Raw genomic sequence first — 12,251 nt, forward strand, 5'->3', positions numbered from 1 at the left:
CCTGCCTGCTACACGTTACTCACTTTGATAGCCATCTGGATGTTTCTGAAACCAATCCCATGCACTTTGAATGATGGTGTGGAGATCTGCATATTGCGGCTTCCATCCTAGTTCTTTCAGCGCTTTTTCTGATGAAGCAATCAGCTTAGCTGGATCACCCGCACGTCTTTCTGCCACCTGTGCTGGAATGGCATGCCCCGTCACTTCTCTTGCAGCTTCTACGACCTGCTTCACAGAGAAACCTGTGCCGTTCCCTAAGTTGTACGTCGCACTTCCTTTTCCTTCACGCAGACGCTCAACCGCTAGAATGTGCGCCTCTACTAAATCCATGACATGAATGTAGTCTCTAATGCATGTACCATCCTCTGTTTCATAATCATCACCGTAAATCATGATTTGATCACGCTTTCCTAAAGCCACTTGTAGAATAATCGGGATTAAATGCGTTTCTGGCTGATGATCTTCACCGACAATCCCTTCTGTATGAGCACCGGCTACATTAAAATAACGAAGCACAACATATTCAATACCATATGCCTGCTCAGACCACTTCAGCATTTTCTCAATCGCGAGCTTTGTTTCCCCATAAGGATTCGTTGGGTTCGTCTCATCCGTTTCAACGATCGGTACACGCTTTGGTTCACCATATGTCGCAGCAGTTGAAGAGAATACAATGCGTTTCACATCAAATTCATTCATCACCTGAAGTAAAGCCGTTGCCCCTCCGACATTGTTGTCATAGTACTTCAGCGGGTCTGTTACACTTTCTCCAACAAGTGAATCTGCCGCAAAGTGCATGACCGCTTCTATGTCATGCGTTTGAAAAACCCGTCTTAAAAAAGCATGATCCCTTAAATCGCCTTCTTCTAATACGGCACCCTTTACGACTGCCTCTTTATGACCTGTCTGCAAATTATCCACAATCACCACTTGTTCTCCTTTAGCCAAAAGAGCCGCTACCGCATGACTGCCAATAAAACCTGCTCCCCCACATACTAAAATTGCCATCAAAATTCCTCCTTCGTTAATTCTCTAGCGCCGCCTCCAATTCCAGCTGTGTAAAAAGAGGCTTGAATGCCTGTTTTTTCTTGATAAATCGCACCTGTTTCTTCTATAAATGAGTCCAGTAGCTCTTCTTTCACAATGCTGACGGTACAGCCCCCAAAGCCAGCACCTGTCATACGAGAACCAATCGCCCCTGGATGTTGCCATGCGGCTTCAGCCAGTGCATCTAGCTCAAGCCCAGTGACTTCATAATCATTCTTTAAAGAAAGGTGAGATGCCTTCATGAGTGCACCTAGTTCTTCCATTTTATCATCTTTCAGAAAATTTACTGCTTTCATGGTCCTCTCGTTTTCCGTGATGGCATGTCTTGCACGTCTTCTACACGTTTCATCTTGTATCAAATGTTCATGCTTAGCGAATTCATCCACTGTGAGCTCACATAAATGCACAATATCTCGTTCTTTTCTAAGATCGTTTAAAGCAGATTGACATTCTGAACGGCGTTCATTGTATTTGGAATCTGCAAGTGTTCGTTTTTTATTTGTATTGGCAATGACAAGTGCCAGACCCTCTTGCCGAAATGGGCTGTATTCAAAGGAAAGCGTGTCACAATTGAGCAAAATAGCGTGACCTTTTTTTCCAAGACTAATTGAAAATTGATCCATAATGCCGCAGTTCACGCCAATAAACTCATTTTCAGCACGCTGCGCAAGAAGGGCTAGGTCGATTTGCGTTACGCCGAATGACGACCATTCATTGATCAAGACAGCCGTGACGAGCTCAATAGAGGCAGAGGATGACAGGCCTGCGCCATTTGGAATATTGCCAGCATACACAATATCAAAGCCTTCTTTCACATCCATGCCTGCTTCGATAAACTGTTGGAATACTCCCTTCGGATAGTTCGCCCAGCCGTCCGATTTTAAGAAAGCGATTTCAAAAAGGTCGAACTCTTTCACACCTTCTTCTTCAAAATTCAAGGAATACATTCTGACGCGTCCATCTGATCGTCTTGCTCCCGCAGCATATGTACCAAGAGTGAGTGCACATGGAAAGACATGGCCCCCATTATAATCTGTGTGTTCACCAATCAGATTGACTCTGCCTGGGGCGAAAAAATAGCGGAGTTCATCCTGATCTCCAAATTGCTGGTGAAATGCTGCTCGTAATGTGTCGATCATATCCATTCCCCTTTTCTCTTCTGATAATCTTATTTTAGTTGCCCCATCAGCTGAAGTTCAATGGTAAAAAAATCGTTAAAAAATACCCTTTTTTTGCTGTGAATGGTACGATGTGATATGAGGTGTAACATGATTCAAAATAGAAAAAGGTTGTTTTTTGCTGTGAAGGAGGGTTTCCAATTTGAAGAAGGAAGCATTTGCATTTCGTTTTCACCATTCTGATGTGACATTGCCGGCCCAAATCTGGTCTGTTGGCTGGGAAGTTCAATCATCCTCGTTATACAGCTGGAATGGCGTAGAGCGGAAGGATCAGGGCAAGTGCATCTTTCAGCTCACACTGTCTGGACACGGCATGATTGAAATCGGACAGAAACGATTCAAAGTATTGCCTGGACAGGCCTTTCTGGTGAAAAGCCCCAGTGCTTATCAATACTATTTTCCAGAAGACAGTGAACATTGGGAATTTCTCTATTTAACACTTTATGGGGAAGCCTGTGACCTTTGCTTTGATCAATTTATCGATCAAGGAAAGCAGGTCATGCGTTTTCATCCGAATTCCAAACCGATCCGCCTGCTAAAGAAGATTTATGATGAAGCCAGTGAAAGACGGATTACCAATCCATTTGAGGGGTCTAGCCTTGCTTATCAATTTGTCATGGAACTGTATTCATATTTGCCAAAGCTTGAGGGACAAATGGAGAAATGGCCTGAGCCCATCGTCCAAGCGGCCTTATTTGCAAGCCACCATTTTCACGAGGAGATTGGGCCTGACGATATGGCAGCTGCGGCACGTTTATCCAAAAGTCATTTTACGAGGGAATTCAAAAAGGCAACTGGCTTCACACCGATTCATTATTTAACCAATATTCGTTTAGAAAAGGCGGAAACGTTACTGAAAACAACGAAATACTCGATTGAAGAAATCGCCATACAGTGCGGCTACCGAAACGCGAATTACTTGAATAAAGTCTTTCGAAAGAAAATCGGCATGTCTCCAAAGCAACTCCGGGAAACAAGCGATGCATAATAAAAAGCAGCCGCTTTTCAATTGGCTGCTTCTTTTACGCTTTCGTCAGGTCAACACGAATTCTCCCTTGTCTTAAAACAATGGTCATTTGCGTATCAGGGGTCATTAAATTTTCTAAAATGTCCGTCGCTGTTTGAAGCGCAATGTCCATTCGGTTGATCTTTTCCTTTTCTTGTTCAGAAAATGCTTCTGGATGTGCGGTCATTTCTTTGACTAGCCTCAACACTTGTTCATGCTGCTTTTCTGTTTGTTGATATATGGCATCATATAATTCGTCTGGCCTGCTGCTCATTTCACATCACCTATCTTTTTCATGTGTTAAATCGCATCTTCTTTTGTTTTCTTGAAGACGAACCATTTACTGGCGACATAATTGACCACGACAATTACAAAGTTAACAAGAATTTTTGCGACGGTTTCGTTGAGCGCCATTTGGCTCACAAATAAAATCATCAGCCCCAGATCTACACCTAGAGACATGAGACGGACACTAAAAAATGAAGAAAGCTCACGCATCAGGCTTTTTGTGTCACGAGCCTTTTGCTTGAAGACATACTTCTTATTGGTGATATAAGCAAAGAGCACAGCAAATACCCATGAAACAACCGTTGCTGTTTTGTAATCCATAGAAAACATCTCAACGAATAAATAGAAGCTGACTATGTTGACAATGGTTGTACACACACCCATGATCAGATACATGACAACTTCTTGATACTTTTGAAAAAGGCTATACATGTCTTTCTTCATTCCTTCTTGGTGAATTCTGTTTCTTTTAGAATACCATCTTAAGAAGAACTTCCCAAACGAACAATATGTGCGTCCTGTAAAGATGAAATTTGTTCTCGCTAATGGCATATGTCAACCTTATGGGTTTATATGAGTCAAATGATTTAGGTCTTTATCATTATTTTAATTTATAATCTTTTAACTGACTTTACAATTGTTTATTATGAGAAGTAAGAATTCAATATTTATGGGTTTTTTAGTCATTTTTTTAGGGACGTGGTAGGTGATAGATTTTACAAAATAGGTTAAATGTCATCATTTTTCGACAAAAATCTATTTTTGTACTCCATTCACATACACGTACAGTTACTAGACGGTTTGTTCAAGTCATTGGTTGCAGATGAATATGTCTTATTGAACTGGAGGATATTATGGATACGCAAGTGAAAAGAAGAGTTGACGAAGAGTGGGTTTATTTGATTCAAGAAGCGAAAAAAATTGGACTAGGCATCGAGGAAATACAAGCTTTTTTAACATCCAACGGTGATCAGAAGATGATAAACAAACCGTAATCAACGCCGTTATCCTTTGTCTTTCAGATTGCTTTGGCTAAAGTTCTAACCTGTCAATTGACCTTTTAAACATCCTTTCATGACGATACGCTACAATAATTGAACACCTCATCATACCAATCCCTTCCACTCAATGGGGTTCTGTCTTTCTATTTTTAGGAGGACAGTCCGTTCCCTGTTCTTTATATGACCCCTTTTTAGCTGTCATTCATGAAAATTGCCCATTTTCGTTATAAAACCAAGCTCCCCACCCATATATTAAGCATAAGACACAAGAAAGAAGAAAGGTGGGTGGCGCGTGAGTTCAGATTCCCTATCTTATTATCATCAAAAGAAGGATCAATATTATCACGGTGTGAACCCTGTGATTGTCCATCGTATTCGCAAGGAATGGACGTCTATCTTGGATATCGGATGCGGCACAGGTCAGCTTGGGAAAGTCTTAAAACAACAAGACCGTACCATATATGGAATTGAATCTTTTGAAGATGCGGCAAAGCAGGCTGAGAAAGCGCTGAATCATGTTTTATGCGGCAATATTGAACAGATGGCGCTGCCTTATCAGCATGAACAATTTGACTGCATCATTTTCGGAGATGTTCTTGAACATTTATTGGACCCTTGGGCCGTTTTAAAAAAGGTCAAACCTTTTCTGAAAAAGGAAGGGGTCATCTTGTCTTCCATTCCGAATATTGGTCATATTTCAACGGTTTTAGAATTACTGGCTGGGAGATTCTCTTATACAGATGCAGGATTAATGGATCAAACACATTTACGCTTCTTTACCCTTCACGAAATTCATGCCCTCTTTCAGTCAGCCGGGTTTCATGTTCGTGAGCTTGAAACCATTCGTGTACAACACCCTTCCTATACGGGCGTCATGAATGATCTACATGAATTACTCGTAAAACATGGCATCCGTTTTGATTTTAACGAGGCAGCGACAGCCTATCAATACGTGGTTGAGGCGGTTCAACTCAATGAGTAGCCCCACCATCTTATTTGTTTTATGTGTAAATGATGAGTCGATGTTTCAAGCTTGCTTCCGGCAGCTCGCTTCACTTCCTGCTCCGCACGGGTATCATGTAGAGGTTTTGCCCATTAGACATGCATCAAGTATGGCCTCTGGATACAATGAAGCTCTCACTCATCCTGCACAGTTTAAAATTTATCTTCATCAAGATACACTCATCGTCAAACAGCATATGCTTCTCGAGCTGATCCCACTTTTCTTGCAAAATCCGTCACTTGGCATGCTTGGGGTAATAGGTGCAGAAAGTGTGCCAGACAATGGAATCTGGTGGGAGAGCCATGATTGCAGAGGGAAAGTCATTGAATATCGGCACGACACCTATCAGCTACTGACGTTTGAATCTGGTCATCCACAGACAGAGCCCCAAGGTTATATCAAAGCTTCTGCTATTGACGGTCTTTTTATGGCAACACAATATGATATCAAGTGGCGTGAGGATCTTTTAGACGGCTTTCATTTTTATGATGTGTCACAATCTTTTGAGTTTGCACAGCAAGGATATGAGGTTGGGATTGCAAGGCAAGTGGAGCCCTGGTGTATTCACAAATGCGGAGATCATTTTGATGCAGAAGCATATGAAAAAGCAAGACAAACATTTCTTGCAAATTATCGATAGAAAGCACCCTTTTCGGGTGCCCAGAATGTAGAGAAACTCATGTTTTTCTACATTCTTTTTTTATTTTCCACGTCATGATGTTAGGTGAGCATGAATGAAAATGCCTCCCACACATGTCTTGAAATGGCCTTTTGGTGCTTTTGAGATCTTGTGCAGCTTTCAAGAAAAGGACACGGAGCTCATACTTTCGGATCTGATTTGTAGAACCGATAACCTTTCCGATCCGTTGTTGTATATGCTTTTCTCTATTATAAAATGGGGAGATGTAAGTTTTAATGGGGACAATAAAGCTGTCGAGATTTTCTCGACAGCCTGACAGACCCTAAAGGTCTGTTTGATTCATCAAGTAGATAATCTAGAATCACGGGTTCCAAAACGAACATCAGGATTTTCACTAGAACGGGTTCCATTCCTCACAGCAAAATCGTTATCTTGTTGAGATAAAGTTATAAGAGGAAAATCCTCAGTAGTAACGCTACTGCCTGTAGCATTTCTTACAGTCAGATCAGTGGATTCTGGAGAAGTAGCATTTCTTGAATTCACATCAAAATCGACAGATGATAATGAGATCACACCTAGCAATGTTGAAGCACTCAAAAAACCAGTAAGAACCGTTTTAAAATTCATATGAACAGTCGCCCCTTTGGATTTGTTTTCGGGCGTACATCACTTTTTCATACATTTTTACAGATTCATCCATACGCCCATTCTCATTATAGTACCGAGCCGCTTCGAGCGCTAGGTCTTCCATGTATGGATAACCCCTCTCATTCTCTAATTTTTCCAATGAGCTCATGACTTCACTTAAGTTTGCTGTTTTTAAAAATAAAATTTCCAATACCATCAGTAACGATAAAAATAGATCATTTTTTCTATTCTTCGCTTCTTCCCAGCCTCTTTTGAAAAATCTTTCACCCTCAATAAATTCCTTTTGACTCAAATGAAATAACGATAATTCATAATAAACCAAAAGCAACTCTGTAGCATTAATAGGCTCTCCTTCTAGAATAACCTGATTAAAATAAGCTAGTGCCCTATTAAAATCACCTAATCCTTTAAAACAACACCCAATATTAAATAATGACTTCACAATCATTGGCTTATTAGACATTGCCTTAGATTTTTCTAAAGCTGACAATAAATGAGGAAGCGCCTTTTCTCTGCATTCAAAATCAATGAAATTACCTGCCATAACAGTTAGACAATTAATTTCTCGAATCATATAAAGGGAATTGCTCTTATGTGCCTTATAAGTATCATAAGAAAGACCAACGTAATACATAGATACGTGTGTCTGTTTCATGTGATAAAACACTTCTGATAATTTGTAATAAAATTCAGCTCTTTCTAACTCATCCCCTACTTGCTCCAGGCGCTTTTCCGCGCGCTTATAGAACACAATAGCTCTAATAAACTCACCTTTTTTAAATTCATACATTCCTTGAAAAAAATTAAAATAGTATTCAAGAATGGCTGACATCTTCTTGCCTTGTCCTTCTACAGCTTTCAAGTAATCCGATTTTTCAAGTGGTTCTTTAGAAGGCTGCACATAGTCTGTCATCAATTGATGACGGAACTCCATCAACTGAAAATAAAGAACCGCCTGTTCATCTTCTTCCATGACATCGATTTCTTTTCTAACCTCTTCTCTTAGCTTCTGAGCCTCTTTAACATTGAATCTTTTTATTTGCTTATACCATTCATTTATCTTGATCGCTACAACTGGAGACGGTATAGACGCCATCTACAATCCCCCTAGAAAACCAATTTTTAATAAATGTTAGCACAACAACTCCTAATAAAACCCTATTTACCCATTTATATGTAAAGTTTTCGGCATAGCGCAAGCACTTTTTAAGCAAGTAGGGCACAAGACATATCGGTTTTTATACGCAATCGCATTGGTGTTTTTGAAATAGGCGCCATGTATTTTAAATAACAAAAAAACAGGCTCTTTAGCCTGTTCTTTATTATCCAGTGATGACCATATTGATGAATGGGACACTTAGTAAAAAGAAAACAACAGCAAAAATAACTTTATACCCCATCTCTTTTTCTTTATTATTCTTACGTTTTTTCATATAAACAGCAAAATAACAAGCACCATTTAACATCATCAATACTGATATTACCGTCATCATAAATTCGCCTCCCAAATAAAAGAACCTAAATTGCGGTCACCGCAACCCAAAAAGAAATTTTCCAACGAATTCCCAAATGCGAATCAATCAATGATAGGATGAAAACATGTCAAAAAAGGAGGGAGCACTATGAATTATTATGCTGTTGTATTTTTTTACGCCGCCACTTAATAAAAGCCACTGAAAACACAAGAAGTAAAATCGCAATAAGCTTGAAAATAAAGCGAGTGAAGAAAGTAGCATCTTCGAACTCCGTTGCAAAGATACAAGCCCCTATGATTATCCCGATCATGCCTACTACCCAATTCCAAAACACATCAATCACTCCTCAATTAACTTTTTTTAAAAGAAAAGCATTTTTTATCCATATGTTTATTATTGCACAAAAAACAAGGGGGAAATATCCAAAATGAAAAAGTTCATAATCGGACTTTTAGGCCTGACGCTATTTTTAACAATTCCATTACAAACCGTAGCCACAGTAACCCTAGAACCTCAAGAAATTAAAGAATCTTATCAAACTGAAATTGAAGGCAAACTACATACTTTCAATTCTGTAGTGAAAGGCAGCACTCAAACAATAACGATTGATAATGGTGAACAAATAGATAGCGTCTCTTATGACCGGGCAAAAGAAGAACTCCGTATTAACAATGAACTAGTAGACATTAAAGAATTTAAAGAAGTTGGATCAGAATTATTAAGTGAAGACGACGAATTTAACACAAAATCAAACAAAGATTATCAGTGGAGACTTGTAAAAACCTATAAAAACAAATTCAACGTTACTCTTGCTATTGTCGTTCTTGTGACAACAACAATTTTGGCATTACCGACAGGGACCGGTGCTGTTGCTGGCGCAGTCTTGACACTAAAAGCAATAGCCATACTCGCTACAACAGTAACTACAGCTTCAGGATCAACAGGTCAAAAAGTCTTTCATTACACATTCAAAACATACTACAGCCCGAAAAATGGTTACTGGAACAACAAATTTGTCCTATCTGTCTACAAAGATTCAAAGCGTAAAAAGCATGTTAAAACAGTTTCACATACGACACGTCTTGGGAAAAAATATTAAAAGAGAAGCAGGCTCCATCAGCCTGCTTCTCTACATGTTTATGTAATGTAATTCTTGATGTTAATATGCCAACGCATTATGACCTAAAATGTTTCATTTGCTAAATCGAATCTACAGACTATGTGACAATGGATATCACAGAGTTTTTTTCTTTGATCTTATATTTGATTTCCAGCTTCTTGTGTTTATTTTCATTTTCCCAATATTTATATCCACAATTGATCAGGCTAAGCACCCTTTTCGGGTGCCTTTTTTATGATATACTGTCATAAACAACCAGATCGTCTCATATGCATTGGAGTACCTTGTCCCTAATTCGTACAAAGGAGGAAACAATGGCAGACAAAAACGTTCATTATAAGAAGGTTGCCGCTTCAAAGGATTTTCGAAAACTTCTTGAGGAAAAACGCAGATTTATCGTACCGATGACGATTTTCTTTTTTCTCTTTTACTTTTCACTTCCGGTTGCTACATCCTACTTCACCTTTTTGAACACGCCAGCAATTGGAGCGATCACGTGGGCTTGGTTATTTGCCCTCACGCAATTTGTGATGACATGGGTTTTATGTGGGCTTTATGCAAAAAAAGCAGCTCAGTTCGACAAATATGTAAGCGCTTTAAAAATTGAATCTAGAGGTGATGACGAATGAGTATGACCGCTTTTATTTTATTCATAGCGATCGTAGGGCTCACATTGGTCATCACGTATTTTGCTGCGAAAAAAACAAGCAATGCGAGTGATTTTTACACCGCAGGCGGCGGTCTGACTGGGTTTCAGAACGGCCTTGCCATTGCCGGGGACTATATGTCTGCTGCTTCATTTTTAGGGATCGCCGGCATGATCGCCTTAAATGGATTTGACGGCTTTTTCTATAGTATTGGTTTTCTTGTAGCGTATCTTGTCGTCCTTTATGTCGTGGCTGAACCGCTTCGAAATCTAGGAAAATATACGATGGCTGATATGATTGCTGCACGATTCAAACGCCCTGCTATTCGAGGCGTGGCTGCTTTTAACACCATCACGGTTTCCACTTTTTATATGATTGCACAGCTTGTTGGGGCAGGTGCATTAATCAAACTGCTTCTTGGCATTGATTACTGGATTGCGGTGCTGATCGTAGGTGTCTTGATGACCATTTATGTCGTGTTTGGCGGCATGATCGCAACAAGCTGGGTACAGATCACGAAAGCTGTGCTTCTCATGCTGGGCACGCTGATTATTTCGCTGCTTGTGTTTGCCAAGTTTGATTTTAGTCTGCTGAAGATGTTTGAGCAGATGAAAACAGCGACCCCGCTTGGTGGGGCATTTCTTCACCCGGGAAATAAATATGATGTGCCTTTAGAGACCTTGTCTCTGAACCTTGCACTTGTGCTTGGAACAGCAGGTTTGCCGCACATTTTGATCCGTTTTTATACAGTAAAGGATGCCATTTCTGCGCGTAAATCTGTTCTATCCGCTACATGGATTATCGGGATTTTTTATTTAATGACGGTTTTCCTGGGCTTCGGTGCCGCTGCTTTTGTCGGAACAGATGCAATTACGGCAGCCGATGCAGCAGGAAACATGGCAGCACCACTGCTTGCACAGGCCCTAGGGGGAGATTTATTATTTGCCTTTGTTTCCGCTATTGCCTTTGCGACCATTTTGGCAGTGGTGACAGGTCTTGTTTTATCCGCCGCGTCTGCCTTTGCTCATGACTTTTATAGCCAGATTATCCGCAAAGGGAAAGCGAGTGAACGTGAACAGGTGAAGGCGGCACGCTTTGCTTCTATCGGCGTGGCCATCCTTTCCATCATTCTTGCATTATTTGCGCAATCTTTAAACGTCGCTTTTCTTGTGTCACTTGCCTTCGCAGTGGCAGCAAGTGCGAATTTACCGTTGATTATCTTCACTGTCTTTTGGAAACGATTTAACTCAACAGGTGCTATCGCAGGAAGCTTAACAGGCCTTCTGAGCGCACTCCTGATCGTGTCACTCAGCCCAAGCGTCTGGGACCCATCAGGGGCAGCCATTTTCACAGGAGAGCCGCTTATCCCACTATCGAACCCTGGGATTATCTCGATCCCGCTCGGATTCCTTGCAGCTTACTTAGGCACCATTTTCTCCTCTGAAAAAGCAGATGAAGACACCTTTACAGAAATTCAAGTAAAAGCACACACAGGTATGCATATGGATACAGATTGATGAGAAAAAGCCGGCTGCTCTGCCGGCTTCTTAATATCGCTGGAATAACTCTGGGTTTTTCGGGACGTTTTCTAAATAAACGATCTTTCCTTGATCATCCAGCTCCGCAATATCAATGCCTTCTGCTGTATATACACGACCGTCTGTTAACTTTCCGCAAACAGCCCAGTTTGTTTCATACTTCCCATCTTCACGTTTCACCCAGCCATCCCACATATGCTTAATGTCTTCATGTACGTGGAAAAATGTGTTCAAAAACTGTGTGAACGCTTGGATGCCAGGCTTTTCAGCACCATTTAAGACAATCATGACATCATCTGAAAACAATGCCAGCAATTCGTTCATTTGCTCTTGCCCTTTTCCCGCTTCATCATATCGGCGAAAATACGTATCGAGCACTTCCATGATTCATTCTCCTTTATTTACCTGTCATTTCGAAAACAATCGAACAATTAGATTGTACACAATTGTATCTCTACTGTCTATTTTTCACGTAGATAAGAAAAGATATGGATGAGTTAATCCATGTCTCAGATTGTTGACAAAGGGCTAAAATGAACTTTATTTTAGCCCTTTGTCTTCTTTTCAGCGTGATAGAAAACCTTTGAAGTCTAGGAAGGACAGCTACTTTCACGGAGCGAATTTGACATTCGTGAGTACCAGCGCGCAGGACTGACACCG

General features: G+C 40.5%; 15 protein-coding genes. 7 read left to right on the forward strand and 8 right to left on the reverse strand.

Translation table 11 applies throughout. The annotated features are described in order from the left end of the window. Nucleotides 1-15: 15 nt before the first annotated feature. Both galE and ES896_RS04125 read right to left on the reverse strand, forming a co-directional pair. Nucleotides 16-1,008 carry a UDP-glucose 4-epimerase GalE gene (gene galE, locus ES896_RS04120; RefSeq protein WP_024719494.1) on the reverse strand — a complete coding sequence of 331 codons (993 nt, stop codon included), beginning with the start codon at nt 1,006-1,008 and terminating at the stop codon, nt 16-18. Beyond that, nucleotides 1,008-2,186 carry a galactokinase gene (locus ES896_RS04125; protein ID WP_072367419.1) on the reverse strand — a complete coding sequence of 393 codons (1,179 nt, stop codon included), beginning with the start codon at nt 2,184-2,186 and terminating at the stop codon, nt 1,008-1,010. Before ES896_RS04125 ends, galE begins: the two co-directional genes overlap by 1 nt. 181 nt (nt 2,187-2,367) lie before the next feature. On the opposite strand from ES896_RS04125, the gene ES896_RS04130 reads away from it, so the two are divergent. After that, nucleotides 2,368-3,213, forward strand: a complete 846-nt coding sequence (locus tag ES896_RS04130; RefSeq protein WP_007497828.1) for an AraC family transcriptional regulator — start codon at nt 2,368-2,370, stop codon at nt 3,211-3,213. A 34-nt stretch (nt 3,214-3,247) separates the two neighbouring features. Here the strand turns inward: ES896_RS04130 and ES896_RS04135 are convergent, their stop codons facing one another. After that, nucleotides 3,248-3,505, reverse strand: a complete 258-nt coding sequence (locus ES896_RS04135; protein ID WP_008345502.1) for a hypothetical protein — start codon at nt 3,503-3,505, stop codon at nt 3,248-3,250. Between the two features lie 26 nt (nt 3,506-3,531). After that, complete coding sequence (locus ES896_RS04140; RefSeq protein WP_024719496.1) at nt 3,532-3,915, reverse strand: GtrA family protein; 384 nt, start codon at nt 3,913-3,915, stop codon at nt 3,532-3,534. Nucleotides 3,916-4,373: 458 nt separating this feature from the next. On the opposite strand from ES896_RS04140, the gene ES896_RS04145 reads away from it, so the two are divergent. From ES896_RS04145 to ES896_RS04155, 3 genes are all read left to right on the forward strand, one after another. Continuing rightward, nucleotides 4,374-4,514, forward strand: coding sequence for an anti-repressor SinI family protein (locus tag ES896_RS04145; RefSeq protein WP_008345506.1), 141 nt, complete (start codon nt 4,374-4,376; stop codon nt 4,512-4,514). A 298-nt stretch (nt 4,515-4,812) separates the two neighbouring features. After that, entirely contained in the window at nt 4,813-5,502 is a 690-nt protein-coding gene (locus ES896_RS04150) for a class I SAM-dependent methyltransferase (protein WP_057078891.1), read from the forward strand. Further along, nucleotides 5,495-6,163: a glycosyltransferase family protein gene (locus tag ES896_RS04155; protein ID WP_046526772.1), complete on the forward strand. Its 669-nt coding sequence runs from the start codon at nt 5,495-5,497 to the stop codon at nt 6,161-6,163. Before ES896_RS04150 ends, ES896_RS04155 begins: the two co-directional genes overlap by 8 nt. 342 nt (nt 6,164-6,505) lie before the next feature. On the opposite strand, the gene ES896_RS04165 is transcribed toward ES896_RS04155, so the two are convergent. The 3 genes from ES896_RS04165 to ES896_RS20040 form a co-directional block, all read right to left on the reverse strand. Continuing rightward, nucleotides 6,506-6,790, reverse strand: a complete 285-nt coding sequence (locus ES896_RS04165) for a hypothetical protein (RefSeq protein ID WP_048003004.1) — start codon at nt 6,788-6,790, stop codon at nt 6,506-6,508. Next, a complete protein-coding gene (locus ES896_RS04170) occupies nt 6,780-7,907 on the reverse strand; it encodes a response regulator aspartate phosphatase (protein WP_047946596.1) in 1,128 nt (375 codons plus the stop codon). The genes ES896_RS04165 and ES896_RS04170 overlap by 11 nt, the downstream gene beginning before the upstream one ends. Before the next feature lie 226 nt (nt 7,908-8,133). Beyond that, nucleotides 8,134-8,301, reverse strand: coding sequence for a hypothetical protein (locus ES896_RS20040; RefSeq protein WP_155403686.1), 168 nt, complete (start codon nt 8,299-8,301; stop codon nt 8,134-8,136). Nucleotides 8,302-8,713: 412 nt separating this feature from the next. On the opposite strand from ES896_RS20040, the gene ES896_RS04180 reads away from it, so the two are divergent. From ES896_RS04180 to ES896_RS04190, 3 genes are all read left to right on the forward strand, one after another. Further along, on the forward strand, nt 8,714-9,385 hold the full coding sequence (locus ES896_RS04180; RefSeq protein ID WP_135226450.1) for a hypothetical protein: 672 nt from the start codon (nt 8,714-8,716) through the stop codon (nt 9,383-9,385). Nucleotides 9,386-9,720: 335 nt separating this feature from the next. Beyond that, nucleotides 9,721-10,035, forward strand: a complete 315-nt coding sequence (locus ES896_RS04185; RefSeq protein WP_017360149.1) for a DUF485 domain-containing protein — start codon at nt 9,721-9,723, stop codon at nt 10,033-10,035. Further along, nucleotides 10,032-11,570, forward strand: a complete 1,539-nt coding sequence (locus ES896_RS04190) for a solute symporter family protein (RefSeq protein WP_017360150.1) — start codon at nt 10,032-10,034, stop codon at nt 11,568-11,570. The genes ES896_RS04185 and ES896_RS04190 overlap by 4 nt, the downstream gene beginning before the upstream one ends. Nucleotides 11,571-11,600: 30 nt before the next feature. Here ES896_RS04190 and ES896_RS04195 read toward each other — a convergent pair whose 3' ends face one another. After that, on the reverse strand, nt 11,601-11,975 hold the full coding sequence (locus tag ES896_RS04195; protein ID WP_008345523.1) for a nuclear transport factor 2 family protein: 375 nt from the start codon (nt 11,973-11,975) through the stop codon (nt 11,601-11,603). Between the last annotated feature and the right edge of the window lie 276 nt (nt 11,976-12,251).

It is taken from the genome of Bacillus sp. 005/A4HT-01/001 (assembly GCF_004634445.1).
Lineage (GTDB): Bacteria > Bacillota > Bacilli > Bacillales > Bacillaceae > Bacillus > Bacillus altitudinis.